This window comes from Shewanella sp. Scap07 (assembly GCF_013394145.1).
Lineage (GTDB): Bacteria > Pseudomonadota > Gammaproteobacteria > Enterobacterales > Shewanellaceae > Shewanella > Shewanella waksmanii.
Genome location: NZ_CP041329.1, coordinates 3,846,860 through 3,863,584 on the forward strand (window position 1 = coordinate 3,846,860; position 16,725 = coordinate 3,863,584).

General features: G+C 45.0%; 17 protein-coding genes. 15 read left to right on the top strand and 2 right to left on the bottom strand.

Annotation, left to right across the window (positions count from 1 at the left end):
- Positions 1–180 precede the first annotated feature (180 nt).
- The 3 genes from FLM48_RS16830 to FLM48_RS16840 all read left to right on the top strand — a co-directional run bounded on the left by FLM48_RS16830 (position 181) and on the right by FLM48_RS16840 (position 4,113).
- Positions 181–768 (top strand): NapC/NirT family cytochrome c, encoded by a 588-nt coding sequence (locus FLM48_RS16830; protein ID WP_028771437.1) that lies wholly within the window; start codon positions 181–183, stop codon positions 766–768.
- Between the two features lie 246 nt (positions 769–1,014).
- Entirely contained in the window at positions 1,015–1,980 is a 966-nt protein-coding gene (locus FLM48_RS16835) for a LysR substrate-binding domain-containing protein (RefSeq protein ID WP_179025436.1), read from the top strand.
- Between the two features lie 183 nt (positions 1,981–2,163).
- The gene (locus tag FLM48_RS16840) at positions 2,164–4,113 is read left to right on the top strand and encodes a cytochrome c3 family protein (RefSeq protein ID WP_306294391.1); all 1,950 of its coding nucleotides are present in this window, start codon (positions 2,164–2,166) and stop codon (positions 4,111–4,113) included.
- Positions 4,114–4,322: 209 nt separating this feature from the next.
- On the opposite strand, the gene FLM48_RS16845 is transcribed toward FLM48_RS16840, so the two are convergent.
- A complete protein-coding gene (locus FLM48_RS16845) occupies positions 4,323–4,706 on the bottom strand; it encodes a hypothetical protein (RefSeq protein ID WP_179025437.1) in 384 nt (127 codons plus the stop codon).
- Between the two features lie 279 nt (positions 4,707–4,985).
- On the opposite strand from FLM48_RS16845, the gene FLM48_RS16850 reads away from it, so the two are divergent.
- Complete coding sequence (locus FLM48_RS16850) at positions 4,986–5,465, top strand: YHS domain-containing (seleno)protein (RefSeq protein ID WP_256870960.1); 480 nt, start codon at positions 4,986–4,988, stop codon at positions 5,463–5,465.
- An 82-nt stretch (positions 5,466–5,547) separates the two neighbouring features.
- Here FLM48_RS16850 and FLM48_RS16855 read toward each other — a convergent pair whose 3' ends face one another.
- Positions 5,548–6,462, bottom strand: coding sequence for an AraC family transcriptional regulator (locus FLM48_RS16855; protein ID WP_179025438.1), 915 nt, complete (start codon positions 6,460–6,462; stop codon positions 5,548–5,550).
- A 1,129-nt stretch (positions 6,463–7,591) separates the two neighbouring features.
- Here FLM48_RS16855 and FLM48_RS16860 point away from each other — a divergent pair.
- The 11 genes from FLM48_RS16860 to FLM48_RS16910 all read left to right on the top strand — a co-directional run bounded on the left by FLM48_RS16860 (position 7,592) and on the right by FLM48_RS16910 (position 16,453).
- Positions 7,592–8,077, top strand: coding sequence for a hypothetical protein (locus tag FLM48_RS16860; RefSeq protein ID WP_256870961.1), 486 nt, complete (start codon positions 7,592–7,594; stop codon positions 8,075–8,077).
- A 144-nt stretch (positions 8,078–8,221) separates the two neighbouring features.
- Positions 8,222–8,722, top strand: coding sequence for a Na+/H+ antiporter subunit E (locus FLM48_RS16865; RefSeq protein WP_028771444.1), 501 nt, complete (start codon positions 8,222–8,224; stop codon positions 8,720–8,722).
- Positions 8,723–8,757: 35 nt separating this feature from the next.
- Positions 8,758–9,018, top strand: coding sequence for a monovalent cation/H+ antiporter complex subunit F (locus FLM48_RS16870; RefSeq protein ID WP_372847485.1), 261 nt, complete (start codon positions 8,758–8,760; stop codon positions 9,016–9,018).
- Positions 9,015–9,356, top strand: a complete 342-nt coding sequence (mnhG, locus tag FLM48_RS16875) for a monovalent cation/H(+) antiporter subunit G (protein WP_179025440.1) — start codon at positions 9,015–9,017, stop codon at positions 9,354–9,356. Before FLM48_RS16870 ends, mnhG begins: the two co-directional genes overlap by 4 nt.
- 29 nt (positions 9,357–9,385) lie before the next feature.
- A complete protein-coding gene (locus FLM48_RS16880) occupies positions 9,386–10,378 on the top strand; it encodes a Na(+)/H(+) antiporter subunit B (RefSeq protein ID WP_372847088.1) in 993 nt (330 codons plus the stop codon).
- Positions 10,359–10,721, top strand: coding sequence for a cation:proton antiporter subunit C (locus tag FLM48_RS16885; RefSeq protein ID WP_028771447.1), 363 nt, complete (start codon positions 10,359–10,361; stop codon positions 10,719–10,721). Before FLM48_RS16880 ends, FLM48_RS16885 begins: the two co-directional genes overlap by 20 nt.
- On the top strand, positions 10,721–12,199 hold the full coding sequence (locus FLM48_RS16890; protein ID WP_179025441.1) for a monovalent cation/H+ antiporter subunit D family protein: 1,479 nt from the start codon (positions 10,721–10,723) through the stop codon (positions 12,197–12,199). Before FLM48_RS16885 ends, FLM48_RS16890 begins: the two co-directional genes overlap by 1 nt.
- Positions 12,196–13,686 carry a monovalent cation/H+ antiporter subunit D family protein gene (locus FLM48_RS16895; protein ID WP_179025442.1) on the top strand — a complete coding sequence of 497 codons (1,491 nt, stop codon included), beginning with the start codon at positions 12,196–12,198 and terminating at the stop codon, positions 13,684–13,686. The genes FLM48_RS16890 and FLM48_RS16895 overlap by 4 nt, the downstream gene beginning before the upstream one ends.
- A complete protein-coding gene (locus FLM48_RS16900) occupies positions 13,676–14,023 on the top strand; it encodes a hypothetical protein (RefSeq protein WP_179025443.1) in 348 nt (115 codons plus the stop codon). The genes FLM48_RS16895 and FLM48_RS16900 overlap by 11 nt, the downstream gene beginning before the upstream one ends.
- Positions 14,010–15,710 (top strand): Na(+)/H(+) antiporter subunit D, encoded by a 1,701-nt coding sequence (locus FLM48_RS16905; RefSeq protein ID WP_179025444.1) that lies wholly within the window; start codon positions 14,010–14,012, stop codon positions 15,708–15,710. Before FLM48_RS16900 ends, FLM48_RS16905 begins: the two co-directional genes overlap by 14 nt.
- A 269-nt stretch (positions 15,711–15,979) precedes the next feature.
- Positions 15,980–16,453 (top strand): Fur family transcriptional regulator, encoded by a 474-nt coding sequence (locus FLM48_RS16910; protein WP_179025445.1) that lies wholly within the window; start codon positions 15,980–15,982, stop codon positions 16,451–16,453.
- Positions 16,454–16,725 lie beyond the last annotated feature (272 nt).

A 16,725-nucleotide genomic window follows, 5' to 3' on the forward strand; every position in this document is an offset into this window, starting at 1 on the left:
AAATCCCGTCAACGAGCAATTAATTCATCAAATACTAATAAAAGTGATCCAAATCGATTTTTAATCGCTATTGTATAGCTGTACCAATCGTCAAAACTGGTGCTTTCGGCGGCGATGGAAATGAATGCATTCTCAGGCTGACAAGATAATCACAATGCTATTGAAGGCGGATCGACTGTTATGCAAAAACTCAAAGCGCTGCTTAACACAATATGGCAGGTCATAAACAAACCAAGTGTTCACTACAGCTTAGGTTTTTTGGTTATAGGCGGTTTTATTGCGGGGATCATTTTCTGGGGGGCATTTAACACTGCGCTAGAGATGTCCAGTACCGAAGAGTTTTGCAGTAGCTGCCACCAAAACGTCTATCAAGAGATGCAGCCGACGATTCACTACTCAAACCGCAGTGGCGTTAGAGCAACCTGTCATGATTGCCATGTCCCCCATAAATGGACCGACAAAATTGCCCGAAAAATGCAGGCATCAAAAGAGATTTGGGCGCATTTAGTCGGCTCGATTAACACACCAGAGAAATTTGAGGCTAAACGTCGGCAACTGGCGCAACACGAATGGAACCGCTTAAAAGCGAATAACTCGTTAGAATGTAGAAACTGCCATGAGTTTGACTACATGGACTTCACCGCCCAATCTGAACGCGCTGCCGCAATGCACTCAACTCACTTAGCATCAGGAGAAAAAACCTGTATTGATTGTCACAAAGGCATAGCACACCAACTACCTGATATGGCTGGCGTTGAAGGCTGGTGATATCAATCTAAGCAAATAAAAGTGCGCTAATCAGCAAGACTGACGATACAAATGTAAGTACTTTTAACACTGAATCACTGAACTTATCTAAGGCCAAATTGCCTAGATCAACATCGCAGCATATGATGTGATCTACTGCCAACATTTTCAGCAAAATTTACAATTCACACCGTTAACCGCTCTATATTAGATATCTATGTGTTATACATAATCCATGGCTTTCCTAATTAACTTTGAGTTTTCATTATGCTGAGCAAGTCTTTAAAGAAAATATCCGACCTTGATGTTTTTAGCCTAATTGTATTCAAAGTGCTTTACGAGAATGGCTATGCCAATAACACCGCCAATGAGCTGCAAGTCTCCGCACCTAAGGTCAGCCGCTGTTTAGCGTCGCTTCGAGCCACATTTGACGACGAGTTATTTTACCGTCGACAACAAGGCCTAAAACCAACACCGCTAGCAGAGATGCTCTACAAACCTATTTGCGATGTATATCAAACCATTAGTCAATTAGAGCAAGTCGCTCAATATGAACCTGCCTCCGATACCGTGCCCGTTATCAATATTGCTGTGGCCAAAAATATTATGACTAGCCTAGCCATCGCCATTGAACAACACCCTAAAAATGAAGTACTGGGAAAAATACGCCTACAGCAATGGGTGCACAACTCTCAAGAGTGGATTCACAATGGCGAGGTCGACTTTGGCATCGCATTAGAAAGCTGCCAATCTTCCGAGCTCAGTTGTGAGTATATCGGTACCCATACTAAGCTCTATTTGGCCGCCAAAAAAGATCACCCAATATGGGATAATGACACCACGATTACCTTAGAAGCAATTGCGAACCACCCATTCACATACCTCGAAAGTAAGGGGTTTAACGATAGGGTCGACCCGCTGGAAATGTATTGTAAAAATGCGCGTGTCGATCTGCTTGAAGTAGACAAGGTTAATAACAGAGAAGAGTTAATTAGCCATTTATTAACAATGGGTAGCGTCGCCTTCACCCCCGCTTTAGATGCGCAGTTTTATACCAATATTCCCACACTCAGAACAGAGATTCTCGCTGAAGAACAGTTTAGTAAGTTGCATCAAGGCTTAACCGCACCACAATACTATATAATTGAAAAACAAGAAAAAAACAGAAGATACAATGAAGAAAGAAGACAAATACTATTCGAAATCGTTACCAATTTACTCCAATCATCATAACTAATCACTAATTTAGGCAACTAAATTTCAGTAATTGCAATTATTACTTTCAATTATCGAAATTTCGGTGGCAGAATCTTTAATTTTCAGTCACAGACTTTATACACATATGTTCAGATTTTGTTGAATTCTTCTATATTGTATTTACTGCATTTGCAGAAAAATACCTATAAAGGGATAAAAATGATGAGAACATATAACAAATCAGTACTTGCGATGGCGTTAGTGGCCGCCATCGGTATGGCGGGGTGTAGTGACGGTGAAGATGGTAAAGACGGTGCTCCAGGTGAACCAGGAGCGCCAGGTGAACCTGGTGGTTCGCCGGTTGTAGAAACTTCCGAAGTCACTAATGTTGAGTTTATCTCTCACCTAGTAGAAGAAGGTAAAGTCACTCTTGAGTTTGAAATCACTAACGAAGAAGGCAATCTAATTAATGGCTTAACAGACGCAGCAGTCTATTTAGCCCTTAAGACAGACAGCGGTATTCAGCGCTCTCGTGACGGCGAAGTCGGTGGCAGCGTAACAGTAGGAGGTGATGCACCTACTGAAGGCGCTACATTAACTATGCTAGATGATGGCCATTATCAGCTTGTTGCACCCATCGCTTCGGTTCAGGCTGATTCAGAAGTGTTAACTCGTTTACAAGTGGGTGACGGCGAAACCATTGCTGACTCACCTTACATTATTGTTAACAAACCAGAAGGCATTCATACCACAACGACTGAAACCTGCTATTCATGTCACGTTGACTATGCGACTTCTGATATTAAACATGCCAAATATGTTGCACTAAACACTAGCGGCGAAGTTGATTTTGTTGGCGGTTGTATGGTGTGTCACAACAACGTACCACGCGATATTGCAGAAGATGGTTCTTCTTTAGACACTGGTGGCTACGCTAAAAACACCATGCAAAAGCTGGGTCATATTAATCACCAAAAATTTGAAAAAGATTTTGCTCCAACTAACTGCTATACCTGTCACGCTGAACCTGTAATCAATACAAGTATTGCGGGCAATGGCTGTTCAGATTGTCACGGAACAGGTCAATCAGCGGTAATTGTTCCTTCTGATGGTTTCGATGCGCGTGCATTCCATGCTGAAAAATCAGGTCTTGATACACTTCAAGCAATGCGTGTTGGTTATAGAGCTGAAACTACTGACCCATTTAAAAACGACTTAGGTGAGTGGTGTACGACTATGTCGCTGTATGAAGTCGCTGGTGAGACCGAAACAATGGTTAACATCGGTGATTCTTATAACCCAGATGGCGGTGCTCATATCCCAGGACAACCCATTGTATATGCAGGCGCCTATCTACACGGTTATTATGATGAATCAATCGTAGGTCGTTTTGGTGGTCATACTGATGGCGAGTACAAAACTGACAATGCCGATGGTAGTCGTACACATTGTTACCCTGTAACGAATGCTGGTTTTGAAAGCTCTGCAATTATGGCTTCTGCCCGTATTGGCTTAAGTTATGATGGCTGGGTAGATAGTGACAGTGAATATAGCATCTCATTTACCGCATATTCTGATGCCGTAGATTACGACACACTTGAGCCAGCTATGGCTTATGAGCGTCGCTTATCTGTGACTAGTGACAGTTGTACGACTTGTCACACAAATGAGACAAACTTCCACAAAAATGGTGCTTACAATAATGGCGGTATGGACTGTGTAGCTTGTCATAACAATGGTCAAGATCGTCGCGGAGCATACTCAGCGCCAGGTTATGGACCAATGGTTCACAGCATGCACTGGGGTCGCGGTAACATGTTAGGTGACAAAGCTCCTGAAGCGAACTCAGCAGCAAGCTTAAATGGTGATAACTGTGTATCTTGTCATGCTGACGGTGTCAGCCTAGCTGATATCCCTAACCAATACATCCTTTCTAAAGCGTTTAATGAAGGGGTTGCTGGTGTAATGACTAGCCCAGTGACGGCCAACTGTATTGCTTGTCACGACAGTGCTTCTGCTCAGAACCATATGGAACAAAATGGTGGTGAATACAATGTTCCAGCGGTAACGGGTGAGTGGTACAAGCAAGATACAATGGAATCTTGTGCAACCTGTCATGATACTGGTAAGTCGTTCGGTATCGATATGTTCCATAACTTTGAACGTTAGTACCAACATCGCTTAAAGGCGAGAACCTGGGCGACCTGAGCAATAGCAGGAAGCCCGCTACAATTACTGCTTTGCAGCATCGCGAGTAGTATATGGGGGATGGAAAATGGCTACCCTGCAGGCCGTCATTTCTATCCCCCTTTTTCTTGTCTAGGTTTTAGCGGCTAACTAGGTTGGTACCTTGCTATCTCAGCCAAAATATACAGCGGTTAAGACAAGCTCTGTAACCCATGTTGCCGCCCAACCTCGTTGGCTACCGTTAACAACCTATCTTTAATTGCTTGCTCAATCCCAGCCCCAGCCTGGACTATATCCGCCACAGCGATAAACGCGACCGTCGCCAATTTGTCGCTGTCATGATGGTAGGCGACGCCCGCTTGCTGTACCCAACTCGGCGCCGCTATCTGTTCAGCTTTACTTGCGAGCGTATTGACTAAGGTAAAACTAAAGGTCAAAACACACGCTTCATTGGCATACCAGTCGGTTTTTAGCGCTTGAAAATTCAGCCACATCTCCAATTGCGCCAATAGGGGGTTAAGCGATTTTGAAAAGTTGCCATCGGCGATGACGGTCATAGGAAACTCTTGCTGCATGTATTGATCCCTTTATTTCACTTAAGTCAGACCGCCGCCCACTGCAAAGCCGGCATCGATACTCATTGAGCTAGCTTGCGACCTTATCCACCTTGATGCAACTAATGCTTAAAAACAATACACCTCGTTGAGCTTAGACATTTGCCTCCTAGTAGCCGATAAAGCTTGGCTTATCACCATCCGGACTTTTAGACATAACAAGCTGACTTTTGGCCATATCGTCCACTAATACGCTTATCTAAACTAAATAACACTTAAACCAAACCAAGAGAATTTATTATGTCTTTCGCTAAATTGATGACTAAATCAGCCACAACACTGATTGCTGCTATCGCACTCACTATCAGTACTTTTTCCCATGCTGGTGTCGATACTGAAACTGATGCTAATGGGGTTATTCTGGCTGGCCATGATGTGGTCGCCTATTTTACTGAGAATAAGCCCGTAGAAGGATTACCGCATTTTACTGCAAGTTATAATGACGCCATTTATCGTTTTAGTAGTGCCGAATACCGCGATACCTTTGTGGCAAATCCCGATAAATACGCACCGCAATATGGTGGGTTTTGCGCCTATGGCATGACCTTTGGTAAGAAGTTCGAAATCGATGGTAAAGCCTTTGAAATCGTCGACGGCAAACTATTTGTCAACAAAAACCTCAGTGTATATGAAGCTTGGAAGAAAGATGTACCAACCCATATCAACCAAGCACAAGCGCAATGGCCTAAGGTGAAAAACGTGGCTGCCAGCAAGCTATAACGATTGCTATCCTTTATTATCAAACAGCGGCCTGTATTATACTGGCTGTTGTTTGTATATTTACAGCTTAAATCTCGCCATATTATGCTTTGTGAGCCCGAACAACTCCCGGAGGCTCGCCCAAAGTATTTCGATAAGCTTTACGAAACGCCGCTTCTGATTCATAACCACTTTGCTGCGCGATCTGCGATACCGACAACTGGGTCGTTTGCAGCATATGCCTAGCTTGAGTCATACGCCATAGCGTTAAATACTTCATTGGTGACAAACCAACAGTTTTGCTAAACATCTCAGCAAACGTCGAGCGACTCATAAACGCTTGTTCCGCTAGGGTCGACAGTGTCCATGGTTTTTCCGGCCCCTGGTGAATCGCATTTAACGCCTTGCCCAAACGCGCATCAAATAATGCCCCAAGTAACCCTGTTTCTAATTCACCGCTGGCCATTTGCTGACGCAGCAGTTCAATAAACAGCAAAAACGCAATTTGGTCGATGACACTATAAAATCCAGGCTGGCGCTGCTGCAATTCATTGAGCATTTGGCTAATCAAACCTGCAACTCGCTGCCCTGCTTGCTCACTATCTGATTTAAGCACTATCACTGATGGCAATGCCGCCAGCACCGGAAATAAGGCAGGATTGCCAAATTCGAAAAAGCCACACACCATATTTGTAGCTTCGCCCTCGTGCTCTATTGGCGCATTAACTAGTGCTGGATCTGGCCGCGTAGCCGAGCTTGATATCACATGGTGTGCATCATGTGGAAATACCACCAAATCATGAGTCGTTAACTGCTTTGGGGTTTTACCTTCGAAATGTAGCCAGGCGCTGCCGGATCCAATGAGATGAAATGGAATACGTTTACTACCCGCAGTATCAACCGCCCAAGATCCACAGAAGTCACCGTTGACATAAACTTCCGCTTTTAAGTCTAAACGGGTCAACAACTCGCTAAGCGGGTCGGGGTCGTTAAGGTAGATATTTGGATTTTGAGACATAATGTTGCCAGTGAAACTAACCTAGTAGCGAATAACAACTCAGTATACTCAATCTATTACAAACAGATACCGCTAACACCGTTAAACCCTAGGTGATGGGCGTAACCCATTAAACCAGTATCAATTGCACTTTTTTACCACTGTACGAAGTCGTCATAGTGATGAGTAAACGCGGGGTAAAATAGCCATGCAGCAATATCGCATAAAGTTAATTGTTTTTATCAGCCAACCCCCTTGGCCTATAAGCCCGCTGAAATGCATTGCGATACCCAACATGATGGCGTAGGCCGACAAAAGGTAACCGCGTGGTCAGCCAAGCTGCTATCAGTGAAAATAGCTTAAACAGCCGCTGGCTCGCTGGCCATTCATTTTAGCGTTTGGCAGTAGTCGCAATGTCCGCAACAATTGATAGACGCGCTCTAAAAAGCGCACAAAACACAAACTATTTTTGCTGCTAAAAAGTGATAATAAACGGCGTTTTACACGATTATAACCATGACAATTTTAACCGAATAGATTAGCAATACTGTGCATTGCAAACTATCAATCTAAGCTAAGCTTACCCGCTAAATTCACATCTATTTTAGCGTCAAAATAGGCAGTCGCTAACGAGTTGATTTTGATAATAACCCGACCGAGAAGCTTAAAATAACCTTAAAAACAACTTAAGCTTAAATTAAAACAGGCTTAACCTAACATAAATGAAAACTTAACCCGCAGCCGCTTTGGTACTTAAACAAACATCAAAATGCCTTACAGCACGTGGGTTAACAAGGGTTTGATAGTACAACTCGAAATTCCCGTCATGTAGCGAAACAATATCCGAGTTTACTCTGGGTTGGTATTTAAACTTAAATAATTTATGTTATAAATAAATGAGTGGAGCAAAAGAAGTTGGTTTCACATTGATTTCATGTTGATTTAAGTAAGCGTATTACTGATACAAACGTAGCAAGGATATCAATACCTTACTACACTTATCACTAAGGAACGTCACTTAAAACAGGCAAAGTCTGCGCGCAATGCCAAAACATACCAGTAAGTAATAAAGGTAATAAAAATTTACCGTAAACCAAAAGACTTACTGCAATGAGCAATGATGAATCTAAGTTCTACTAATTACTTATCGATGAATAAGAAAATATTAAACCAAGGGGTTTATATGGGGATCATTCGACTCTTAGTGCTAGTAACATTGACTCTACCAGTTTCATTCTCAACCACGGCAAATAACGCACAAGATGAAGAGCAACTGTTACTTTCATCTTGTATGTCACTCAAAAACTCGACTGCAGATATATCTGCAAGTCCATGCGCCTATTATATTCAAGGCTTTCTCGCTGGCTCATTAAATACCAGCCACCATTATGAAGTCAGAAAAAGTTCTGGCGGCTTTCAAGACAGGGCTTACCGCACCCGTGTCGGTAACCAAACATCAAAAAAGCAACCTGCAGATGTTTGTATTTCAACAAATAAAGATCAACAACAACTGGTTGAAAATGTCGTCCATCGAACACTAGAACAGATGCCAGCATCGACTGACTCTTTACAGCTTTTACATAACCAAATTTATCAAGCATTGGCCGCTGAATCATCATGTGAACAAGATGATTAACCGACTAATGTCGCGTTAAAACTAACGCAAAAAGCAACTAGACTAGGATAAATACAGCTTCAACATGTCGGCACCCAAAGTGCCTTTTTATGCAGTTACGCTAGGTTTAACGACAACCTAAAATGAGACAAAGTACTAACTAACATGACTGAAAAAAATAACCGCAGCTTTGTTCCAAGCCATAAGCTCAGCCTACTGTTAACTCTGGCGCTATTCTGGTGGATTAACTCCAATTACAGTAATCCACTGTTACTTTCATTAGGTGCAGCATCCATCATGCTGGTGCTCTATATCGCGCAAAAAATGGATGTGATAGATCAAGAGTCACAGCCGATTCACTTATCCGCCAAACTGCCTAGCTACATTGTTTGGTTAGCCAAAGAAGTAGTGCTATCTAATATCAGTGTTGTTAAGCATATTTGGTCAGGTAATAGCGGTATCTCCCCCACCCTTACAACCATTGATACCCGCCAGTGCACCGATATAAGCAAAGTGATCTACGCCAACTCCATCACTTTGACCCCTGGCACTGTCGCCATTGATTTAATAGATGATCAACTCACTGTTCATGCCTTAGATAAGGCTGATATCGACACACTAAAAACCGGCGAGATGGACAGCCGGGTAAGAGAGCTAGAAAACTAATGTTAGCTGCTGCCATCGTTGCCATTCTTGTCGTTATGCTGCTCGCGATCATTCGCTGCATTGTAGGCCCTACACTTTACGACCGGATACTGGCTTTCAATATGTTTGGTACCAAAACGGTACTCTTGATCTCAGTGTTGGGCTTTTTAATGGGTCGACCAGAGTTTCTCGATATCGCCCTTGTGTATGCGCTGATTAACTTTATCAGTGTCATCGGCGTCCTACGCTTTTCCGACTCGGCCGAGTTTAAGGTTACCCCTTACGACAGTCACTCAAACAAGGAGAGTGAAAAATGAGTCTCTTGCTCGATATAAGCAGCGGCTTATGCCTGCTCATCGGTTGCTTTCTTTGTCTGTCAGGCGGCGTGGGCATTTTGCGCTTCCCAGATTTTTATACTCGCATGCATGCGGTCAGTGTCACCGACACTTTAGGGGCTGGCTTAGTACTTTTAGGATTAATGCTACAAACCCCTGACGGTTTAGTGCTGATAAAGTTGATTTTGATTTTAATCTTCACCTTGTTTATCAATCCTTCAGCCAGTCATGCGTTAGCAAAAGCTGCGCTGCATAACGGCTTATCGCCTAAAGAAGGCCGCCGCGCAGATAAGGGAGGAAACACGTCATCGAAGCTCTAGTTGATATTGTACTGCTCACCTTTCTGGTCGTGATCGCCATTGCGATTGTACGCAGTAGAGATTTGTTAGCGGTGGTCATGTTAACCGGCATTTATGGTTTACTCTCTGCCAGTTTCTTTGTGGTACTTGATGCCGTGGATGTCGCGTTCACCGAAGCATCAGTAGGTGCTGGTATTTCAGGCCTACTCATGTTGTCAGCCATCACAATGACCGGCCGTAAAGAAGCACCAAGACGCCATAAACCTTTCCTCGCATTGTTTGTTGTACTGGTTACCGGCGGCATGCTGATCTACGGCACCATGGATATGCCGTATTTTGGTGCAGTTGATGCGCCAGTTCATCAGCATGTAGCACCGCGTTATATTCATGAGTCGATGCAAGAAGTGGGCGTGCCTAACATTGTGACCGCAGTATTAGGCAGCTACCGTGCCTTCGATACTTTAGGCGAAGTTGCAGTTATCTTTACCGCTGGTATTGGTGTGCTCTCATTGCTGTCTCTTCCTAGACGCCGCAAGAAATACCAAACAGATGAAGCCACAGAGGAGCAAATGCATGAGCGCCACATGGTACTGCGTATTGTCAGTAAAGCGCTGATCCCATTTATCCTTTTGTTTGCCCTGTATGTGCAATTTCATGGCGACTTTGGCCCAGGCGGCGGCTTCCAAGCAGGTGTCATCTTTGCGGCAGCCATTATTCTCTACACCATGCTATTTGGCTTAGATACTGCTAAGCGGGTATTTAACCCAGCACTGATCCAAATCCTTGCAGCGGTGGGACTATTGCTGTACGCCTGCGTGGGGGTTGTGTCGATGCTCAATGGCGCTAACTTCCTAGATTACAACGCGCTTGCTGAAGATGCAGTTGCCGGACAGCACTTGGGGATTTTGCTGATTGAATTAGGCGTAGGTATTACCGTTGCCGCAGTCATGTTAAGCATCTTTTTCAACTTTGAAGGTCGCAGACAAGCACAGCTACACAACGCTAAACAAAAAGGGGAGCAAGATGTTTCTCGGACTCTATAACTATTGGATTGTGGTGCTGTTGATGATGATCGGTTTTTATATCGTTATCGCCCACGGCAATTTAATTAAGAAGCTGGTTGGACTCACTATTTTTCAAACCTCAGTTTTTATTTTCTATATCAGTGTAGGCATGGTCGAGCGCGGCAGTGCGCCGATTTTAGCAGAAGGAATTAGCGATTACTCAAACCCGCTACCCCATGTGCTAATTCTTACCGCCATTGTGGTTGGCATAGCGACCACAGCATTAGGGCTGGCTCTGGCGATCAGAATCAAAGAAGCCTATGGCTGCGTAGAAGAGGATGAGATCCAAAGACAAGATCAGCTTAACGAGGACAAATCATAGTGTTAGCTCACCTGCCTGTTTTACAAGTTGTGCTGCCACTGATGGCAGCGCCGTTATGCTGGTTCTTAAACCGCTCTAAACTCGTGTGGATATTTGCCTTAATAGTTAGTGCAGCAACCTGCGTCAACAGCATCTTGCTGCTGATAGAGGTGATGAAGTCTGGCACGATTATCTATGAACTTGGTGGCTGGGAAGCACCATGGGGAATTGAATATCGCATCGATAAGCTGAATGCCTTTTTGCTGCTTATCATCTCCACGATAGGCACTGTGGTGCTGTTTGCTGCCAACACCAGCATACAAAAAGAGTTAGACGAAGATCGCCACACCCTGTTTTATAGCCTCTACCTACTGTCGTTAACCGGTATGTTCGGTATTGTGGCCACCGGCGATGCGTTCAACGTATTTGTATTCTTAGAAATATCTTCCTTATCAGCTTATGCCTTGATTGCACTCGGACGAGACCGACGGGCACTGTGGGCCGCATACCAATACCTGATCATGGGAACCATTGGTGCCACATTTATCCTCATTGGCATCGGCATGCTCTATCAGATGACCGGTACGCTCAACATGAATGACTTGGCAACCCGGCTCGTTGATGTGGGTCATACTCGCACTGTGTTTGCTGCATTTGCGTTCCTGATTGTTGGTATCTGCTTAAAGCTGGCATTGTTCCCACTGCACCTGTGGCTGCCCAATGCTTATGCCTATGCGCCTTCAATCGTGACTGCGTTTTTAGCGGCCACCGCCACCAAAGTCGCGGTGTACTTACTCATACGCTTCACCTTTACCGTATTCGGCATTTCATTTTCGTTCACCACCTTGCCACTGCAAAGCATTCTGATGGTGCTTGGGCTTGTGGGGGTATTTGCAGCCTCCATCACCGCAATTTATCAGCAAAATGTGAAACATATTTTGGCCTACTCAAGTATCGCGCAAGTGGGCTATATGATTATTGGTTACTCCATTAATACCAGTACCGGTGTTATGGCGAGCTTGCTGCACTTGTTTAATCACGCCTTGATGAAAGGCGCGCTATTTTTAGCATTAGGGGCGGTGATGTACCGCATTGGTAGTGTGCAGCTTAGTCAATTCCAAGGCTTGGGCAGACAAATGCCCTTAACCATGTCAGCCATTGTGATTGGCGGGTTGAGCCTAATTGGCGTGCCATTAACCGTTGGTTTTGTCAGTAAATGGTACCTACTCATTGCTAGCGTTGAAGCGGGTATGTGGCCAGTAGCGGTGTTGATTCTACTCGGCTCGTTGCTAGCAATAGTTTATATCTGGCGCATTGTGGAAACGGCCTACTTTAAGCCGCCACTGCCAGGGCGTGAAGCGGTGAAAGAGGCGCCTTGGACATTCCTTGGTCCTATTTGGGCACTTGTCATCGCCAATATCTATTTTGGTATCGATACTCGTCTGAGTGTGCAGGTCGCACAGGCGGCTTCTCAAAGCTTGTTTGGAATTAACCCATGAATCTTTCTTTGACGCTGATGTTACAGCTCACTATTTTGTTGCCGCTAGTGGCAACCTTGGCAATAGCGGTAACGGGAAACAAACCTAACCTTCGTGAAGCCGTTACTATCAGTATCAGCTTGGTGGTGCTTTACTGCGTAGTTAACCTCTACCAAGCCTTGAATGCGGGCGTGACGATTGCTGTGTCGTGGTGGACATTGATGCCCGGCTTAGAAATAAGCTTTGTCATTGAGCCACTAGGGATGCTTTTTGCACTGATAGCCAGCTTCCTTTGGTTAATCACTACCATTTATGCCATTGGCTATATGCGTGGCCATAACGAGCAAAATCAAACCCGTTTCTATATCTGCTTCGCGTTAGCCATTAGTGCGGTAATGGCACTGGCATTTTCGGCCAACCTATTCACCCTATTTATCTTCTACGAAGTGCTTACCCTTTCAACCTATCCATTGGTGACTCACGCGGGCACCGACAAAGCGAAACAGGGCGGTCGGGTCTATCTGGGTATCTTATTAAGTACCTCCATTGCCTTTTTCTTACTGGCTATTATTCTCACTTGGTTTGTCGGTGGCAGCTTAGACTTCACGCCGGGCGGCGTATTTGATGCCAATGTCGACACGACTGTGGCTGGGGCCATTTTGGTACTGTTTATCTTTGGTATTGGTAAGGCAGCCATGATGCCATTTCATCGCTGGTTACCTGCGGCAATGGTGGCGCCGACACCGGTCAGTGCACTACTACACGCCGTTGCGGTAGTGAAAGCTGGGGTATTTACTGTACTTAAAGTCTGTATCTTTATTTTCGGATTAGATTTACTGCCTCAATTGCCAACTACCGAATTTTTGCTTTATTTAGCCGCATTTTCGGTACTGATGGCATCGATTGTGGCAATGAAACAAGACAATCTTAAAGCCAGATTAGCCTACTCAACCGTCAGTCAATTAGGCTACATCACCATAGGTGCGCTGCTGGCCACATCGTCGGGTGTCATTGGCAGCTCAATGCATATCGCTTCACACGCATTCGGTAAAATCACCCTATTCTTCTGTGCTGGCGCTATTTTGGTTGCTGCACATAAATCTAAAGTCAGTGAATTACGCGGTTTAGGCTTTACTATGCCAATCACTATGGCGGCATTTTTCATCGCCAGCCTCAGTATTATCGGCGTGCCACCAGCCGGCGGCACCTGGAGTAAATGGTTCTTACTAATGGGCACCGTCGAAACTGGTTATTGGGTCATTATGGCGACGTTAATGTTGAGCTCATTACTCAATATCGCCTATCTGTTGCCAATTCCATACCATGCCTTCTTCCCAGGGAAAGGGTATCAAAAGGCTAGCGGCGGCATTAAAGAAGCGCCCCTGCCGTCACTAATTGCAATAACCATTACCACTCTAGGCTGCTTGACTATGTTCATCTACCCACAGCCCTTTTATGAATTGGCGAAAGCTATCTTGACTGTATCTGGAGTCAGCCATGGACAATGAGAAACAGTACTTGTTTGATAAACCAAAGAATATCCAGCGTATCTTATATCTTCTATACACCTGCTGTGCATTGCTTGTGGTACTGGATTTCGTTATTCACCGCCACGTCTACCATAGCTGGGAAAATCTACCTATTTTCTACCCAATCTATGGCTTTATTGGCTGCGTGATTTTGGTATTAATTGCCAGCTGGATGCGCACCTTTTTGATGCGCCCTGAAGATTACTATGGCCCCGTTGAAGAGCCTGATAACAGTAAGATTAAAATAGTCGACGTCAGCCATGACCACGCCAAAGAAGCTAACAACAATATAGGTGATCGCAATGTGGATGCTTGAGTTACCGCCGTTTGTACTGTTTTTAATTGGCGGACTAATTGCTGCTACAACACGCGGAAAGCTGCGTGGTGCGTTAATGGTAGCGATTCCGGTGATCAGTGGGTTGCATTTGTGGACCGTCCCTGAAGGCGTCCATCTACAGTTGATGTTTTTAGACTATCAATTGGTTCCCTATCGCGCCGATAAATTGAGCCTGATGTTTGGCTACATTTTCCATATCGCCGCCTTTATTGCCATTGTGTATTCATTGCATGTTAAAGATACCGTGCAACAAGTCGCAGCCATGCTTTACGCAGGTAGCGCTATTGGTGCAGTGTTTGCGGGTGATCTGCTTACCCTGTTTGTATTCTGGGAACTACTCGCCTTTACCTCAGTATTTTTGATTTGGGCCCGCCGCACCCCCGCAGCATACAGTGCCGGGATGCGCTACCTGATCATGCAGGTACTCTCAGGGGTGATTCTGTTGGTCGGGGCGCTATTTTATATTGCCGAAACGGGCAGCGTCGCGTTTGACTTTATCGGCCTAGAGGGCATTGCTGGCTGGCTCATCTTTATCGCATTTGGTATCAAGTGCGCCTTTCCATTCGCCCATACTTGGCTTACCGATGCCTACCCAGAAGCCACACCAACCGGCACAGTAATACTCAGCGCCTTTACCACTAAGGTAGCGGTTTATGCCTTAGCCCGTGGCTATCCGGGAACAGATTTGCTGGTGTACATTGGTGCCGCCATGACCTGCTTCCCTATCTTCTTTGCCGTGATAGAAAACGATTTACGCCGAGTACTGGCTTATAGTTTGATAAACCAAGTAGGCTTTATGGTGGTCGGTATTGGTATCGGTACAGCGCTAGCGTTAAATGGCGCGGTATCTCATGCCTTTAATGACGTGATCTTTAAAGGCTTGTTGTTTATGAGTATGGGCGCGGTGTTACATATGACTGGGCGCATCAATGGTTCAGATCTGGGTGGCCTGTATAAAACCATGCCTAAAACCACCATTTTATGTATTGTCGGCGCCGCCTCCATCTCGGCCTTCCCTCTGTTTAGTGGCTTTGTGAGTAAATCGATGGTGATGTCTGCCGCGATTGAAAATGGCCATGATTGGGTTTGGTTGATGCTGCTATTTGCCTCTGCGGGTGTGTTCCACCATGCAGGTATCAAGATCCCTTATTTTGCATTCTTTGCCCATGACTCGGGGATCAGAGCCAACGATCCACCCAATAACATGGTCTTGGCAATGTTCATTGCAGCCTGTTTATGTATAGGTATTGGTATCTATCCGGCAGCCCTGTATTCGCTATTGCCATATGACACAGGTTACAACCCATATGATGCGACCCATGTACTGGCTCAAACGCAATTATTGTTGTTCTCAGCACTGGCATTTGTATGGCTAAACCTTAAAGGGATGTACCCACCGGAATTGCGCTCAACTCACCTCGATGTGGACTGGGTGTACCGCCGTCTAGTGCCTAATGCCTTGCAGCGGATGTTTGCGGTTATCTGGAAAGTTGATGGTAGCGTACGCCAAGCCGTACTGGGCAAACTAGACCAATGCCAACAATTTTTTGCCCGCCAACTGAAAGGCGGCGGTAGCTTTATCTCTAGTGCTTACCCATCTGGCAATATGGTGCTGTGGGTCGCTGTAATTCTTGCGGCCTACCTGTTCATTGGTTTTGTTAAATAGGCCCAGTTGAGCACCGCTTTTCAGCATTAACTACTCGGCTCGCTAAGTCACAAATCATCGACTTAGCGAGCCGTTTCATCAAAACCTTATGACCCCAAGCAATACGCATTAACGCTACGCTTCAGCTCGTCACTCAACTTAATCGCCGTTAAACACCGCAAAATAGCGGGATTATTAGAGGATACCAGCTTGTTTTACTGTTAATCATTTACAATGGCGCCGCGACAAGAAATAATAATGCCAACATCGATTTGCTGCTAGATTGGACTATGCCTACCCCTGATAACACTGCTATTTTTGTTAAAGCCGAACAGATATGTCGCGACAATGGCGTAAAGCTAACAGCCAAAAGACGCAATGTGTTAGGTGTATTGCTTGATTCCAGCAAACCTTTGTCAGCCTATGAAATTGCCGACATCTACCGCGATACCCATAATGAATCACTCGCGCCCATGTCGGTGTACCGTATGCTTGATATCTTAAGCGCACTCCCTTTAGTGCATAAGCTGTCATCTGAGAACAAGTACTTGGCTTGCTCTCATATTACTTGCAGCCATGCCCATCAAGTCCCGCAATTTTTAATCTGTAAAAGCTGCGGTAAGGTGGCAGAAAAAGGCATACAAACTAGCGTAATCGAGGCCCTTAAAGAGAGCATCGAACAAGCCGACTTTCAACTGCTTAACTCGCAGATTGAACTGCAGTGCTTATGTAATGAGTGCGCTAACCCAAACGAAAACGCCTGATTTAGGCAACGCCCTCGCAAAATACTGCACAGTAAAATCTAGCAAAGCATGTGAGAGCGATGACAAACTAAGGTGTAGCTAGCTTCAGCGGCTCGTCCTGTTTCCCCCTGCTGTGATGATTGCAGATAACTCTTCAATAGCGCCAAGCCTGACTCATAGGCCATTGAATCACCACCGCATCAATCTAAATTTAGCCTACTGCTGAGACACTGGTTAGCCCATAACAAGGTCTACGCCACTTGCAGAATATAAACCAGCTAACAGTGAGGTTG